At 41.9% G+C, this 13,072-nt stretch carries 24 protein-coding genes; all 24 read right to left on the bottom strand.

Annotated elements, in window-relative coordinates:
* Window positions 1-38 precede the first annotated feature (38 nt).
* On the bottom strand, window positions 39-1,334 hold the full coding sequence (gene secY / locus MKX71_RS00825) for a preprotein translocase subunit SecY (RefSeq protein ID WP_004399662.1): 1,296 nt from the start codon (window positions 1,332-1,334) through the stop codon (window positions 39-41).
* Between the two features lies 1 nt (window position 1,335).
* On the bottom strand, window positions 1,336-1,776 hold the full coding sequence (gene rplO, locus MKX71_RS00820; protein ID WP_003225819.1) for a 50S ribosomal protein L15: 441 nt from the start codon (window positions 1,774-1,776) through the stop codon (window positions 1,336-1,338).
* A 30-nt stretch (window positions 1,777-1,806) separates the two neighbouring features.
* A complete protein-coding gene (gene rpmD, locus MKX71_RS00815) occupies window positions 1,807-1,986 on the bottom strand; it encodes a 50S ribosomal protein L30 (RefSeq protein ID WP_003156497.1) in 180 nt (59 codons plus the stop codon).
* Between the two features lie 13 nt (window positions 1,987-1,999).
* Window positions 2,000-2,500 (bottom strand): 30S ribosomal protein S5, encoded by a 501-nt coding sequence (rpsE, locus tag MKX71_RS00810; protein ID WP_003328273.1) that lies wholly within the window; start codon window positions 2,498-2,500, stop codon window positions 2,000-2,002.
* Between the two features lie 24 nt (window positions 2,501-2,524).
* Window positions 2,525-2,887 (bottom strand): 50S ribosomal protein L18, encoded by a 363-nt coding sequence (rplR, locus tag MKX71_RS00805; RefSeq protein ID WP_003225816.1) that lies wholly within the window; start codon window positions 2,885-2,887, stop codon window positions 2,525-2,527.
* 32 nt (window positions 2,888-2,919) lie between these two features.
* On the bottom strand, window positions 2,920-3,459 hold the full coding sequence (gene rplF / locus MKX71_RS00800; RefSeq protein WP_004399690.1) for a 50S ribosomal protein L6: 540 nt from the start codon (window positions 3,457-3,459) through the stop codon (window positions 2,920-2,922).
* 29 nt (window positions 3,460-3,488) lie between these two features.
* Window positions 3,489-3,887, bottom strand: coding sequence for a 30S ribosomal protein S8 (gene rpsH, locus MKX71_RS00795; protein WP_003241998.1), 399 nt, complete (start codon window positions 3,885-3,887; stop codon window positions 3,489-3,491).
* Window positions 3,888-3,918: 31 nt separating this feature from the next.
* Window positions 3,919-4,104 (bottom strand): 30S ribosomal protein S14, encoded by a 186-nt coding sequence (rpsN, locus tag MKX71_RS00790; RefSeq protein ID WP_003156488.1) that lies wholly within the window; start codon window positions 4,102-4,104, stop codon window positions 3,919-3,921.
* A gap of 22 nt (window positions 4,105-4,126) precedes the next feature.
* Window positions 4,127-4,666, bottom strand: a complete 540-nt coding sequence (gene rplE / locus MKX71_RS00785; RefSeq protein WP_003225809.1) for a 50S ribosomal protein L5 — start codon at window positions 4,664-4,666, stop codon at window positions 4,127-4,129.
* Window positions 4,667-4,692: 26 nt separating this feature from the next.
* The gene (gene rplX / locus MKX71_RS00780; RefSeq protein WP_003156486.1) at window positions 4,693-5,004 is read right to left on the bottom strand and encodes a 50S ribosomal protein L24; all 312 of its coding nucleotides are present in this window, start codon (window positions 5,002-5,004) and stop codon (window positions 4,693-4,695) included.
* Between the two features lie 36 nt (window positions 5,005-5,040).
* Complete coding sequence (gene rplN / locus MKX71_RS00775; RefSeq protein ID WP_003225805.1) at window positions 5,041-5,409, bottom strand: 50S ribosomal protein L14; 369 nt, start codon at window positions 5,407-5,409, stop codon at window positions 5,041-5,043.
* 40 nt (window positions 5,410-5,449) lie between these two features.
* Window positions 5,450-5,713: a 30S ribosomal protein S17 gene (gene rpsQ, locus MKX71_RS00770; RefSeq protein ID WP_003225804.1), complete on the bottom strand. Its 264-nt coding sequence runs from the start codon at window positions 5,711-5,713 to the stop codon at window positions 5,450-5,452.
* Between the two features lie 22 nt (window positions 5,714-5,735).
* Window positions 5,736-5,936 (bottom strand): 50S ribosomal protein L29, encoded by a 201-nt coding sequence (gene rpmC / locus MKX71_RS00765; RefSeq protein ID WP_003156482.1) that lies wholly within the window; start codon window positions 5,934-5,936, stop codon window positions 5,736-5,738.
* Window positions 5,926-6,360 carry a 50S ribosomal protein L16 gene (rplP, locus tag MKX71_RS00760; protein ID WP_003225801.1) on the bottom strand — a complete coding sequence of 145 codons (435 nt, stop codon included), beginning with the start codon at window positions 6,358-6,360 and terminating at the stop codon, window positions 5,926-5,928. The genes rpmC and rplP overlap by 11 nt, the downstream gene beginning before the upstream one ends.
* Before the next feature lies 1 nt (window position 6,361).
* Complete coding sequence (gene rpsC, locus MKX71_RS00755; protein WP_003242001.1) at window positions 6,362-7,018, bottom strand: 30S ribosomal protein S3; 657 nt, start codon at window positions 7,016-7,018, stop codon at window positions 6,362-6,364.
* A gap of 3 nt (window positions 7,019-7,021) precedes the next feature.
* Window positions 7,022-7,363 carry a 50S ribosomal protein L22 gene (rplV, locus tag MKX71_RS00750; RefSeq protein ID WP_003156475.1) on the bottom strand — a complete coding sequence of 114 codons (342 nt, stop codon included), beginning with the start codon at window positions 7,361-7,363 and terminating at the stop codon, window positions 7,022-7,024.
* A gap of 16 nt (window positions 7,364-7,379) precedes the next feature.
* Entirely contained in the window at window positions 7,380-7,658 is a 279-nt protein-coding gene (gene rpsS, locus MKX71_RS00745; RefSeq protein ID WP_003156472.1) for a 30S ribosomal protein S19, read from the bottom strand.
* 57 nt (window positions 7,659-7,715) lie between these two features.
* Window positions 7,716-8,549 carry a 50S ribosomal protein L2 gene (gene rplB, locus MKX71_RS00740; RefSeq protein ID WP_003225795.1) on the bottom strand — a complete coding sequence of 278 codons (834 nt, stop codon included), beginning with the start codon at window positions 8,547-8,549 and terminating at the stop codon, window positions 7,716-7,718.
* A 31-nt stretch (window positions 8,550-8,580) separates the two neighbouring features.
* Entirely contained in the window at window positions 8,581-8,868 is a 288-nt protein-coding gene (gene rplW / locus MKX71_RS00735) for a 50S ribosomal protein L23 (RefSeq protein WP_003156467.1), read from the bottom strand.
* The gene (gene rplD, locus MKX71_RS00730) at window positions 8,868-9,491 is read right to left on the bottom strand and encodes a 50S ribosomal protein L4 (protein WP_003225792.1); all 624 of its coding nucleotides are present in this window, start codon (window positions 9,489-9,491) and stop codon (window positions 8,868-8,870) included. The genes rplW and rplD overlap by 1 nt, the downstream gene beginning before the upstream one ends.
* A gap of 27 nt (window positions 9,492-9,518) precedes the next feature.
* The gene (rplC, locus tag MKX71_RS00725) at window positions 9,519-10,148 is read right to left on the bottom strand and encodes a 50S ribosomal protein L3 (RefSeq protein ID WP_004399671.1); all 630 of its coding nucleotides are present in this window, start codon (window positions 10,146-10,148) and stop codon (window positions 9,519-9,521) included.
* 39 nt (window positions 10,149-10,187) lie between these two features.
* Window positions 10,188-10,496, bottom strand: a complete 309-nt coding sequence (gene rpsJ, locus MKX71_RS00720; RefSeq protein WP_003156464.1) for a 30S ribosomal protein S10 — start codon at window positions 10,494-10,496, stop codon at window positions 10,188-10,190.
* Window positions 10,497-10,732: 236 nt separating this feature from the next.
* Window positions 10,733-11,689, bottom strand: a complete 957-nt coding sequence (locus MKX71_RS00715) for an alpha/beta hydrolase (RefSeq protein WP_033884775.1) — start codon at window positions 11,687-11,689, stop codon at window positions 10,733-10,735.
* A gap of 98 nt (window positions 11,690-11,787) precedes the next feature.
* The gene (gene tuf / locus MKX71_RS00710) at window positions 11,788-12,978 is read right to left on the bottom strand and encodes an elongation factor Tu (protein ID WP_003235058.1); all 1,191 of its coding nucleotides are present in this window, start codon (window positions 12,976-12,978) and stop codon (window positions 11,788-11,790) included.
* Window positions 12,979-13,072 lie beyond the last annotated feature (94 nt).

The raw sequence follows: 13,072 nt of genomic DNA, 5'->3' as shown, positions 1-13,072 counted from the left end.
CTCTCTTTATTAAGAGGGAATGGATAAATCCATTTCCTCTAGTTTTTCATAAATCCACGGTAGTTTCGTTTCACCAACTGGCTTTCTAGTTGTTTCATTGTCTCCAAGGCTACCCCGACAACAATTAACAAAGATGTTCCGCCAATTTGTGCACTTTGAGGCAATCCAGCGAATTGAATGAAAAAGATAGGAAGAATGGAAATCACGGCTAAGAATATAGAACCCACAAACGTAAGTCGATACAAAATGCTCGTAATTCTATCTTGAGTCATTTTCCCTGGACGAACCCCCGGGATATAGCCACCCTGTTTTTTAAGGTTATCAGCCATTTGTTCAGGGTTTACCTGTACAAAAGCATAAAAGTACGTAAAGGCAATAATCAACGCAACATATATCGCCATACCCACCGGATGCGTATTATCAAAGTTGTTTTGAATCCACTTTGTCACATCGTTTGTTCCAAAGAATGACGCGATCGTCCGCGGCGTTATCAAAAACGCAACCGCAAAGATTACCGGAATAACCCCTGCAGGATTCACTTTCAATGGAAGGTGTGTAGACTGACCTCCGCCAGCAGGTGAACGACCTGTGCCTTTAGCATATTGAATCGCAATTTTCCGTACGGCTTGCTGAATGAAAATAACTCCAACAATAACTGCTAAAATCGCAATCACAAGAAGTGCGACTTTCACAATATGAATAAACAACTGATCGTTGCTGCCGACAAATTGAGTCTCATATATTTGCCCAATTGTTTTTGGAATACTAGACACAATCCCCGCGAAGATAATGATCGATATTCCGTTGCCTACTCCATGAGAAGTAATTTGTTCCCCAAGCCACATTAAAAAGGCAGTTCCGCCAGTGAGCACTAAAGCAATGATAAGATATGTCGATACACCGGATTTTTCGATCAGCATACCGTTTGCCAGATTGTTGAATCCATATGACATACCTAACGCTTGGATGAAACCAAGCACAATCGTAAAGTACCTTGTGAACTGAGCTAATTTACGGCGGCCAACTTCACCTTGCTTAGACCACTCGGTAAACTTCGGTACCACATCCATCTGAAGCAGCTGAATGATGATCGAAGCCGTGATATAAGGAGTAATTCCCATTGCGAAAATGGAAAATTGGTAAAGCGCACCGCCGCCAAATGTATTAAGGAGATCAAAAACACCCATTTGAGACTGTGCCTGTAACGCTTCAGCGTTAACGTAAGGCACAGGAATAAACGCACCTATGCGAAAGACGATAAGCATGAGTAAAGTGAATATGATTTTATTCCTGATATCACTCACACGCATAAAGTTGGAGATTGTTTTAAACAAGTTAGATCACCTCAGCTGTACCGCCAGCAGCTTCAACAGCTTCTTTCGCAGAAGCAGAGAATTTATTGGCTTTTACAGTTAATTTTTTCTCTAATTTACCGTTGCCAAGAATCTTTACTCCTGCATTAAGTTTGCTAATAACACCAGTCTCTAGAAGAAGTTCAGGAGTGACTTCCGTTCCTTCTGCAAAACCGTTCAATTTGTCTAGGTTGACTACAGCGTATTCCTTGCGGTTGATGTTAGTGAAACCGCGTTTAGGAAGACGTTGGAATAAAGGCATTTGTCCCCCCTCGAATCCAGGGCGTACACCGCCGCCAGAACGAGCGTTTTGACCTTTGTGACCTTTACCAGCTGTTTTACCGTTGCCAGAACCAATACCACGACCTACGCGATTACGCGTTTTGCGTGAACCTTCTGAAGGTTTTAATTCATGAAGTTTCATTAGGACACCTCCTTATCCGATCAAATATTTTTATTGTTCTTTAACAGAAACTAAATGAGATACTTTATTAATCATACCACGGATCGCAGCGTTGTCTTCATGAACAACAGTTTGGTTTGTTTTCTTTAAACCAAGTGTTCTTACAGTAACGCGTTGGTCTTCCGGGCGACCGATTACACTTCGTTTGAGGGTAATTTCTAATTTAGCCATTAATGTTCCCTCCTTATCCTAACAGTTCTTCTACAGATTTTCCACGAAGCTTCGCAACGTCTTCAGCACGTTTAAGTTCACTTAAACCTTGAAGTGTTGCACGAATCATGTTGATCGGTGTGTTAGAACCTAAAGACTTAGAAAGGATATCAGCTACACCAGCTAGCTCAAGTACCGCACGTACAGGGCCTCCAGCGATAACTCCAGTACCTTCAGAAGCAGGTTTTAACAAGATGTTACCTGCACCGAAACGTCCGATGATTTCGTGTGGAATTGTAGTTCCAACCATTGGTACTTCAATCAAATTCTTTTTCGCATCTTCAACAGCTTTGCGGATCGCTTCTGGTACTTCTTGTGCTTTACCAGTACCGAATCCTACGTGTCCGTTTTTGTCACCGACAACGACTAGAGCTGCGAAGCGGAAACGACGACCACCTTTAACAACTTTCGCTACGCGGTTAACCGTAACTAAGCGTTCTTCTAACTCTAATTTGCTTGGGTCAATACGACGCATAATCATGTGTCCCTCCTTCTTTTATTAAAATTTAAGTCCAGCTTCACGAGCGGCATCAGCCAAAGCTTTTACACGTCCATGGTATAAGTATCCGCCACGGTCAAATACTACGTCAGAAATGCCTTTTTCAGCAGCGCGTTTTGCAACTAATTCTCCAACTTTAGTAGCAGCAGAAGTATCTCCAGTGCTTTCAACGTTCAAGTCTTTATCGAGAGTAGATGCACTAGCAAGTGTTACACCATTTACATCATCGATGATTTGAGCGTAAATGTGCTTGTTAGAACGGAAAACGTTCAGGCGCGGTCTTTCAGCAGTACCGGAAAGTTTAGCGCGAACACGAGCGTGTCTTTTAAGACGAGCAGCATTTTTGCTAGTTTTCGTAATCATCTAGGTCACTCCTTTCTTCACTTTAAGCGATCTTACTTAGCAGATTTACCTTCTTTACGGCGAACAACTTCACCTTCGTAGCGGATTCCTTTACCTTTGTAAGGCTCTGGAGAACGTACAGCGCGGATGTTAGCAGCAATAGCTCCTACGCGTTCTTTGTCTGTACCTTTTACAACTACTTTTGTTTGAGAAGGAACTTCGATTTCGATGCCTTCTTCAGGAACGATCTCAACAGGATGAGAGTATCCAACGTTTAAAACAAGTTTATTTCCGGATTTAGAAGCACGGTAACCGACACCGACTAATTCCAAACCTCTTTCAAATCCTTTAGATACACCTTCAACCATGTTGCCAAGCAGACTGCGAGTCGTACCATGCAGGGCACGGTGCTCTTTTTGATCAGAAGGACGAGCGACTGTAAGCACATTGTCCTCTACTTTAATCTCCATATCAGGGTGAAACGTACGAGTTAATTCTCCTTTTGGTCCTTTCACAGCTACAGTGTTGTTATCATTTAACGTTACTGTAACATCAGAAGGAATCTCAAGTAGCTTCTTACCTACACGAGACATACCAAACACCTCCATTCATGTTAAACTTCTTACCAAACGTATGCTAGAACTTCTCCACCAGCTTGTTTTGCACGGGCTTCTTTGTCCGTTAAAACACCTTGTGATGTAGAAATAATCGCGATTCCAAGACCGTTAAGTACGCGGGGTACTTCATTAGATTTAGCATAAACACGCAAACCAGGCTTGCTGATTCTTTTAAGACCAGTGATAACGCGCTCGTTGTTTTGTCCGTATTTCAAGAAAACGCGGATGATACCTTGTTTGCTGTCTTCTACGAACTCAACGTCACGAATGAAACCTTCACGCTTTAAAATTTCAGCAATTTCTCTTTTCAATTTAGAAGCAGGAATTTCAAGCTTCTCATGACGTACCATGTTTGCATTGCGAATACGAGTTAGCATATCTGCAATTGGATCTGTCATAACCATTATATAATTACCTCCTTCCCTTTCTTGGGGATTACCAGCTGGCTTTTTTCACGCCAGGAATTTGTCCTTTATATGCAAGCTCACGGAAACAAATACGGCAAAGTTTAAATTTACGAATGACTGAATGCGGACGTCCGCAGCGTTCACAGCGTGTGTACTCTTGTACTTTAAACTTTGGTGTACGTTGTTGTTTCGCAATCATAGACTTTTTAGCCACGATTTCGCCTCCCTTTCATTGATTATTTCTGGAACGGCATACCTACTTGAGTTAATAGCTCACGAGCTTCTTCGTCAGTATTAGCTGTTGTTACGATAACGATGTCCATTCCGCGAACCTTTGTTACTTTATCGTAGTCAATTTCAGGGAAGATTAACTGTTCTTTGATACCAAGTGTGTAGTTACCGCGACCGTCGAAAGATTTTTTAGAAACCCCGCGGAAGTCACGTACACGCGGTAAAGATACAGAAATAAGTTTATCAAGGAAATCATACATGCGCTCTCCGCGAAGAGTTACTTTCGCACCGATAGGCATTCCCTCACGAAGACGGAATCCAGCAATTGATTTCTTCGCACGAGTAACGACAGGTTTTTGACCTGCGATAAACGTTAATTCTTCAACAGCACTGTCGATTGCTTTGGCGTTTTGAACAGCGTCACCAACACCCATGTTGATTACGATTTTTTCGATTTTAGGCACTTGCATGACTGAATCATAGTTGAACTTAGTCATTAAAGCAGGTGCAATTTCTTTATTGTACTTTTCTTTAAGGCGGTTCATGAGATAGACCTCCCTTCCTTTTAATACTATTTATCTAGAACTTGCCCAGATTTTTTTGCTACACGAACTTTTTTGCCATCTTCCACTTTGTATCCTACGCGAGTCACTTCACCTGTTTTAGGATCGAGCGGCATAACGTTTGATACATGAATTGGCGCCTCTTGATTAGAAATACCGCCTTGAGGGTTAGCTTGAGTTGGTTTAGAGTGTTTCTTTACCATGTTAACACCTTCAACTAAAACGCGGTCCTTTTTAGGGAAAGCAGCAAGGATTGTTCCTTGTTTGCCTTTATCTTTACCAGAGATAACCATAACTTTATCGCCTTTTTTTACATGCATCCTGATCGCACCTCCTTGAGTAAGGCATTTATTTCATTAGATAACTTCTGGAGCTAGAGAAACAATTTTCATAAAGTTGTTTTCACGCAATTCACGAGCAACTGGTCCGAAGATACGAGTTCCGCGTGGGCTCTTGTCGTCACGGATGATAACACATGCATTCTCATCGAAGCTGATGTATGAACCGTCACTTCTGCGCGCTCCGCTTTTAGTGCGAACGATAACAGCTTTTACGACTTCACCTTTTTTGACAACGCCTCCTGGTGTTGCTTGTTTAACCGTGCAAACAATTACATCACCAATGTTAGCTGTTTTACGTCCAGAACCACCAAGAACTTTAATAGTAAGTACTTCACGTGCGCCAGAGTTGTCAGCTACTTTTAAACGAGTCTCTTGTTGAATCATTATTTGTTACCTCCCTTCGGAAAAAGAATTCCGAACTTTATTAGATAATAACAGCTTCTTCGACAACTTCAACTAGACGGAAACGCTTAGTTGCAGACAATGGACGAGTTTCCATGATCTTAACGATGTCACCGATTTTAGCTTGATTATTTTCATCATGTGCTTTGAATTTTTTTGAGTATTTTACGCGTTTACCGTAAAGTGTATGTTTTTTGTATGTCTCAACAACAACAGTAATGGTTTTATCCATTTTGTCAGAAACAACACGGCCTTGGTAAACTTTGCGTTGGTTACGTTCGCTCATGCTCACGACCTCCCCTCAGTGATTATTTATTAGCAGCAATTTCTCTTTCACGAATCACAGTTTTCATGCGCGCGATAGCTTTGCGCACTTCACGAATGCGAGCAGTATTTTCAAGTTGTCCTGTCGCTAATTGAAAGCGAAGATTGAAAAGTTCTTCTTTAAGAGACTTTACTTTTTGTTCAATTTCAGCAGTGGTAAGGTCACGAATTTCATTAGCTTTCATTTGATTCACCACCAATTTCTTCACGTTTTACGAACTTCGTTTTAATTGGCAATTTGTGAGATGCAAGGCGAAGCGCTTCACGAGCAACCTCTTCAGACACACCAGAAATTTCAAATAAAACTTTGCCCGGTTTTACAACAGCTACCCAACCTTCTGGAGCCCCTTTACCGGATCCCATACGTACCTCAAGTGGTTTAGCAGTGTAAGGTTTAGAAGGGAAAATTTTGATCCAAACTTTACCGCCACGTTTCATGTAACGAGTCATCGCAATACGTGCAGCTTCGATTTGACGGTTAGTAATCCAAGAAGCTTCTAGAGCTTGGATACCGAATTCTCCGAAATGTACTTCAGTACCGCCTTTCGCACGGCCACGCATTTTTCCGCGATGCTCTCTGCGATATTTAACGCGTTTTGGTAATAACATATTATTTTCCTCCTTCCTCAGTTTTCTTCTTAGTAGGAAGAACCTCTCCACGATAGATCCAGACTTTTACACCAAGCTTACCGTAAGTAGTATCAGCTTCAGATGTTGCATAGTCAATGTCCGCACGTAATGTGTGCAATGGAACAGTTCCTTCACTGTAGTATTCAGAACGAGCGATATCTGCACCGCCAAGACGACCAGAAACCATTGTTTTCACACCTTGTGCTCCAGCACGCATAGTACGTTGGATTTGTTGTTTCTGCGCACGGCGGAAAGAAACACGGTTTTCTAATTGACGAGCGATGTTGTCAGCAACTAGCTGTGCATCAAGATCTGCTCTTTTGATTTCAAGAATGTTAATGTGTACACGCTTGCCAGTAAGGCTGTTAAGGGCTTTGCGAAGTGCTTCGACTTCAGAACCGCCTTTACCGATAACCATACCAGGCTTAGCTGTGTGGATCGTAATGTTAACGCGGTTTGCTGCACGCTCGATTTCTACTTTAGAAACAGAAGCGTCAGAAAGGCGTTTGCTAATGTATTCACGAATTTTTAAATCTTCGTGCAGGAAGTCAGCGTAATCTTTACCAGCGTACCACTTAGATTCCCAATCACGAATGACTCCGATACGAAGACCGACTGGATTTACCTTTTGACCCACTACTTATCCCTCCTTCTTTTCTGATACAACGATTGTAATGTGGCTCGTACGTTTGTTGATTTGGCTCGCACGTCCCATAGCACGTGGGCGGAATCTTTTTAACGTAGGGCCTTCGTCAACGAATGCTTGAGAAATAACCAGGTTGTTAGCGTCCATTTCATAGTTATGCTCAGCATTTGCAATAGCGGATTTTAATACTTTCTCGATAATTGGAGAAGCAGCTCTTGGTGTAAGGTTCAAGATTGATACTGCCTCACCTACTTGCTTGCCTCGAATCAGGTCCATTACTAGACGTGCTTTACGAGGAGCAATACGGACTGTTCTTGCAACAGCTTTAGCTTGCATTTAAAAGCCTCCTCTCTTAGCGTCTTGTTTTTTTGTCATCACTAGCATGACCTTTGTACGTACGAGTTGGAGCGAATTCACCCAACTTGTGCCCTACCATATCTTCAGAGATGAATACAGGCACGTGTTTACGTCCGTCATAGACTGCGATTGTGTGACCAATAAACTGTGGGAAAATAGTAGAACGACGAGACCAAGTTTTTACGACTTGTTTCTTGTCTGTTTCATTTAATTTCTCGATTTTAGTCATCAAGTGTCCATCGACAAATGGTCCTTTTTTTAAGCTGCGAGCCATTTTGGAACCTCCCTTCGTGATTGCACTACGGTCCGAAAAGAACCGTAGACAACCCCGTTATTTATTTTTACGACGACGTACGATAAATTTATCGGATTTGTTCTTTTTCTTACGAGTCTTGAATCCAAGAGTTGGTTTGCCCCATGGAGACATTGGTGATTTACGTCCGATTGGCGCACGTCCTTCACCACCACCGTGTGGGTGATCGTTAGGGTTCATTACAGAACCACGAACTGTAGGACGGATGCCTTTCCAGCGAGAACGTCCAGCTTTACCAATGTTGATAAGTTCGTGCTGTTCGTTACCTACTTGACCGATAGAAGCACGGCAAGCAGAAAGGATCATGCGAACTTCACCAGAGTTAAGACGTACAAGAACGTATTTACCTTCTTTACCAAGAACCTGAGCAGATGTACCAGCTGAACGTACAAGCTGTCCGCCTTTACCAGGTTTTAATTCAATGTTATGCACAACTGTACCAACAGGGATGTTGATAAGTGGAAGTGCATTACCTACTTTAATGTCAGCTTCAGGACCTGACATGATTTCAGTACCTACTTGAATTCCTTTAGGAGCAAGAATGTAACGTTTTTCTCCGTCTGCATAGTTGATTAGAGCGATGTTAGCTGAACGGTTTGGATCGTATTCAACTGTAGCAACGCGTCCAGGTATACCATCTTTATCGCGTTTGAAGTCGATAACACGGTATTGGCGTTTATGTCCGCCACCTTGGTGACGTACAGTCAATTTACCTTGGTTGTTACGTCCGCCTTTTTTGTGAAGGGGAGCAAGCAAGGATTTTTCCGGCTTGTCAGTCGTGATTTCAGCAAAATCTGAAGTTGTCATACCACGACGTCCATTAGAGGTCGGTTTATACTTTTTAATCGCCATTTTGAATTTCCCTCCTTCTTTTTACAGATAATTAAGCTTCAAAAATTTCGATTTCTTTGCTGTCTGCAGTAAGTTTTACGATCGCTTTTCTGCGACGGCTAGTCATACCAGTGTAGCGTCCAACACGTTTTGATTTGCCTTTGTAGTTCATGATGTTGACTTTGTCAACTTTCACTCCAAAGATGCTTTCAACCGCGTCTTTCACTTCTGTTTTGTTAGCTCTTACATCAACTTCAAAAGTATATTTTTTTTCAGTCATTAAATCGGCAGAACGTTCAGTAATGACGGGGCGCTTTAGAACATCACGAGGATCTTTCATTATGCAAGCACCTCCTCTACTTTTTCAACCGCTGCTTTTGTAATCAGAAGCTTCTCGTGGTTGACAACGTCTAAAACGTTGATTCCGTTAGCTTCAACAACAGTAACTCCAGGAATGTTACGAGCAGATAAAGCTACTGCTTCGTTTGCATCCGCAGTTACGATTAAAGCTTTTTTCTCAACAGATAATCCTTTAAGGATAGCTGCCATTTCTTTTGTTTTAGCCGTATCAAGAGTAAGATCTTCAAGAACGATGATGTTGTTGTCGTTCACTTTAGAAGACAATACTGATTTGATTGCCAAGCGGCGAACTTTTTTAGGTAATTTATAAGAATAGCTGCGTGGTGTTGGGCCGAATACGACACCACCTCCGCGCCATTGCGGTGAACGGATTGAACCTTGACGGGCACGTCCAGTACCTTTTTGACGCCATGGTTTACGACCTCCGCCGCGTACTTCAGAACGATTTTTTACTTTGTGAGTTCCTTGACGTAAGGAAGCTCTTTGCATAAGAATAGCGTCGAATACAACACTCTCATTTGGTTCGATACCAAATACAGAAGCGTTTAATTCGATGTCACCAGCAGTAGAACCGTTTTGGTTGTATAATGCTACTTTTGGCATAATCAATTTCCTCCTTTCCTAAGAGAATTATTTAGATTTAACAGCACTTTTAACAGTGATTAAAGATTTCTTCGCACCAGGTACGTTACCTTTGATCAAAAGAAGATTGCGTTCTGCATCAACTTTTACGATTTCAAGGTTTTGAACAGTGATTTGCTCTCCGCCCATACGTCCAGGTAATAATTTACCTTTGAATACACGGTTAGGATCTACAGGTCCCATTGAACCAGGACGACGGTGGTAGCGTGAACCGTGAGACATAGGTCCGCGAGATTGTCCGTGGCGCTTGATTGCACCTTGGAAACCTTTACCTTTAGATACTCCTGTTACATCTACGATTTCTCCAGCAGAGAAAATTTCAACCTTGACTTCCTGACCAACTTCATACGCATCCATTTCCACTCCGCGTAATTCTTTAACGAAGCGCTTAGGAGCAGTTTCCGCTTTTGCAACGTGCCCTTTTTCAGGTTTGTTAGAAAGCTTTTCACGCTTGTCGTCAAAACCAAGCTGGATTGCTTCGTAACCGTCGTTTTCAGCTGTTTTCTTTTGAAGAACAACGTTTGGAGCAGCCTCGATAACAGTTACCGGAATAAGATCACCATTCTCAGCGAATACTTGCGTCATACCAATTTTTCTTCCTAAGATTCCTTTGGTCATTCGTCACACCTCCTATTAAGATCATTCTATATTTTAGAATTAAAGTTTAATTTCGATATCGACACCAGATGGTAAGTCTAATCGCATAAGAGCATCAACAGTTTGTGGTGTTGGGTTCACAATGTCGATTAAACGTTTATGTGTACGCATTTCAAATTGCTCACGAGAATCTTTGTATTTGTGCACCGCACGAAGGATTGTGTAAACTGATTTTTCAGTTGGCAACGGAATCGGACCAGATACGCTGGCACCAGAACGTTTTGCCGTTTCAACAATCTTCTCTGCAGATTGATCAAGGATTCTATGATCATATGCTTTCAAACGAATACGAATTTTTTGTTTTGCCATTATTTTCCCTCCTTTTCGCCTACATCACGTTAGACAGTTCTCCGTGAGAAAAACCTGAACACCTTGCCATGGCAAAGCGGCCGGGTGTGTCAGCAACCTCTCACTTCATCGCAGTCAAAGACCAACATACACCATTATACAGAAAATAGGCGCATGTTGCAAGACTTATTTAAAATATGCATGATTTGCACACTTTTTTTATTATACAGGGGTTTTTCTTATTTATCAAGGATCTATCATAAATGGTGTCGTGCATGTCGACTTAATGTGTTCGCGAATAATGCCGGCTCCTCAATATGCGGGGTGTGAGCTGAGTTCTCAAATTGAAACCAGCGCTTTTCGGGTGCCTCAAGCACTTGATAATACTGTTTCGATATTTCAGCAGGAACAATTAAGTCATGTTTCCCTGAAATGAAAACACACGGTACTTTAATAGAAGGAACTGATGTAAAAGCATTAAACCGGTACAACTCATCAGTTAAATGTTTTTTACTGAAGCGCAATCCATTTAGGAAACTGTGCATGTTCCGCACTCCATACTCATTGCCAGTAAGCATTTGAAATATTACAGCTAGAGATTGACGATGACGACGAGTGAATCCTCCCCTGCTAAGCTCGACACAAAACCGATAGATAAGGTGCTGGATATCCTGCTTCCAAGGCGGAGCACCAATGAAACGTGTGAGGAAAGATAATAAGCTGGCTTTTTTTGATTCAGAAATTTCACGAATATGTTGATAAGCAGTTGATTCTTCATCGTGAGGGTTAACAACCTGGCTGATTCCATAATACGCGTAAAATAAATCAGGACACTGCTGCAAAACATGAAGCGCTAGTATTGACCCCCAAGAATGACCGGCTAGGTAAAGTTTTGATTTTGAAAAATGAGCTAAAAGCCATTGAGTGACTTGGATTGTATCTTTAATGAAGTGATTTATTGTCATAGAGTGATGCGAAATTCGCTTAGAATAAGAAAGCCCCGATCCTCTCTGATCCCAATGAACTACTGTAAAATACTGTTCCAGCTCTTTTTGATAATGTCTAACATATCCGATTTGCGGCGTTCCCGGCCCGCCATGTAAAAAAAGGAGCAATGGATTTTTCACGTCAACTCCATTAATCATCAGCATTTGCTTTGTATTTCCAATGCTTAGTTCTTTCATGATTGCGATTGATTTCTTTTCAGGAATCATAAATATTAACCCCTCGAATATGATAGATCCTATTATACAAGAAAAAGATAAGCAAACAAAAAACGAGACCCACAGGGGTCTCGTTTAAAATCATACTATTACTCAGTGATTGTAGAAACAACGCCTGAACCAACAGTACGTCCGCCTTCACGAATAGAGAAACGAGTTCCTTCTTCGATAGCGATTGTAGAAATAAGTTCAACGTTCATTTCAGTGTTATCTCCAGGCATAACCATTTCTACGCCTTCTGGAAGATGGATGATACCAGTTACGTCAGTTGTACGGAAGTAGAACTGAGGACGGTAGTTAGAGAAGAATGGAGTATGACGTCCACCCTCTTCTTTAGAAAGAACGTAAACTTCAGCTTTGAATTTGCTGTGTGGAGTGATTGTACCTGGTTTAGCAAGTACTTGACCACGTTGGATTTCTTCACGAGATACACCGCGAAGAAGGGCACCAATGTTGTCACCAGCTTCAGCGTAATCAAGAAGCTTACGGAACATTTCAACACCTGTAACAGTTGTTTTCTTGTTCTCTTCTTGAAGACCGATGATTTCAACTTCGTCACCGACTTTAACTTGTCCGCGTTCTACACGGCCAGTAGCAACTGTACCACGACCAGTGATTGAGAATACGTCCTCAACTGGCATCATGAATGGTTTTTCAGTGTCGCGTTCTGGAGTTGGGATGTACTCATCAACCGCATCCATAAGTTCGAAGATTTTAGCTTCCCACTCAGCGTCTCCTTCAAGAGCTTTAAGAGCAGAACCTTTAACAACTGGTACATCATCACCAGGGAAGTCGTATTCGCTAAGAAGATCGCGAACTTCCATTTCAACTAGTTCAAGAAGCTCTTCGTCGTCTACCATGTCGCATTTGTTTAAGAATACAACGATGTATGGTACACCAACGTTTTTAGAAAGAAGGATGTGCTCACGAGTTTGTGGCATTGGGCCATCAGCAGCAGATACTACAAGGATAGCTCCGTCCATTTGCGCAGCACCAGTGATCATGTTTTTAACATAGTCAGCGTGTCCTGGGCAGTCAACGTGTGCATAGTGACGAGTTTCAGTTTCGTACTCAACGTGTGCAGTAGAGATTGTGATACCGCGCTCGCGTTCTTCTGGAGCACCATCAATTTGATCGTACGCCATAGCTGTACCTTTACCAGATTTCTTATGAAGTACTGTTGTGATAGCAGCAGTTAAAGTTGTTTTACCATGGTCAACGTGTCCAATTGTACCAATATTGGCATGTGATTTGGAACGGTCGAATTTTTCTTTAGCCATTCTAAAATCCTCCTTAAGAGCTTTTAATTAGTAATGTATAGAGTGATAGGAAGTGAAAGAAAGCTTTCACTTCCTCATCTTACAATAGTAGTTA

Origin of the sequence: Bacillus sp. FSL M8-0071 (genome assembly GCF_037975455.1) — a bacterium.
GTDB lineage: Bacteria > Bacillota > Bacilli > Bacillales > Bacillaceae > Bacillus > Bacillus subtilis.
Note: the sequence above shows the minus strand (reverse complement) of the source record. Positions and strands in the feature narration are given on the sequence as shown.

Coding starts and splice junctions, on each gene's coding strand:
- rplD (WP_003225792.1), bottom strand. CDS start 9,491: ATGCCAAAAGTAGCATTATACAACCAAAACGGTTCTACTGCTGGTGAC.
- rplR (WP_003225816.1), bottom strand. CDS start 2,887: ATGATTACGAAAACTAGCAAAAATGCTGCTCGTCTTAAAAGACACGCT.
- rplX (WP_003156486.1), bottom strand. CDS start 5,004: ATGCATGTAAAAAAAGGCGATAAAGTTATGGTTATCTCTGGTAAAGAT.
- rplV (WP_003156475.1), bottom strand. CDS start 7,363: ATGCAAGCTAAAGCTGTTGCAAGAACAGTCCGTATTGCTCCTCGTAAA.
- rpsQ (WP_003225804.1), bottom strand. CDS start 5,713: ATGAGCGAACGTAACCAACGCAAAGTTTACCAAGGCCGTGTTGTTTCT.
- rplN (WP_003225805.1), bottom strand. CDS start 5,409: ATGATTCAACAAGAGACTCGTTTAAAAGTAGCTGACAACTCTGGCGCA.
- rplC (WP_004399671.1), bottom strand. CDS start 10,148: ATGACCAAAGGAATCTTAGGAAGAAAAATTGGTATGACGCAAGTATTC.
- MKX71_RS00715 (WP_033884775.1), bottom strand. CDS start 11,689: ATGATTCCTGAAAAGAAATCAATCGCAATCATGAAAGAACTAAGCATT.
- rpsH (WP_003241998.1), bottom strand. CDS start 3,887: ATGGTTATGACAGATCCAATTGCAGATATGCTAACTCGTATTCGCAAT.
- rplO (WP_003225819.1), bottom strand. CDS start 1,776: ATGAAACTTCATGAATTAAAACCTTCAGAAGGTTCACGCAAAACGCGT.
- rplW (WP_003156467.1), bottom strand. CDS start 8,868: ATGAAAGATCCTCGTGATGTTCTAAAGCGCCCCGTCATTACTGAACGT.
- rpsS (WP_003156472.1), bottom strand. CDS start 7,658: ATGGCTCGCAGCTTAAAAAAAGGACCATTTGTCGATGGACACTTGATG.
- tuf (WP_003235058.1), bottom strand. CDS start 12,978: ATGGCTAAAGAAAAATTCGACCGTTCCAAATCACATGCCAATATTGGT.
- rplE (WP_003225809.1), bottom strand. CDS start 4,666: ATGAACCGCCTTAAAGAAAAGTACAATAAAGAAATTGCACCTGCTTTA.
- rplF (WP_004399690.1), bottom strand. CDS start 3,459: ATGTCTCGTGTAGGTAAGAAGCTACTTGAGATTCCTTCTGATGTTACA.
- rpmD (WP_003156497.1), bottom strand. CDS start 1,986: ATGGCTAAATTAGAAATTACCCTCAAACGAAGTGTAATCGGTCGCCCG.
- rpsE (WP_003328273.1), bottom strand. CDS start 2,500: ATGCGTCGTATTGACCCAAGCAAATTAGAGTTAGAAGAACGCTTAGTT.
- rpmC (WP_003156482.1), bottom strand. CDS start 5,936: ATGAAAGCTAATGAAATTCGTGACCTTACCACTGCTGAAATTGAACAA.
- rpsJ (WP_003156464.1), bottom strand. CDS start 10,496: ATGGCAAAACAAAAAATTCGTATTCGTTTGAAAGCATATGATCATAGA.
- rplB (WP_003225795.1), bottom strand. CDS start 8,549: ATGGCGATTAAAAAGTATAAACCGACCTCTAATGGACGTCGTGGTATG.
- rplP (WP_003225801.1), bottom strand. CDS start 6,360: ATGTTATTACCAAAACGCGTTAAATATCGCAGAGAGCATCGCGGAAAA.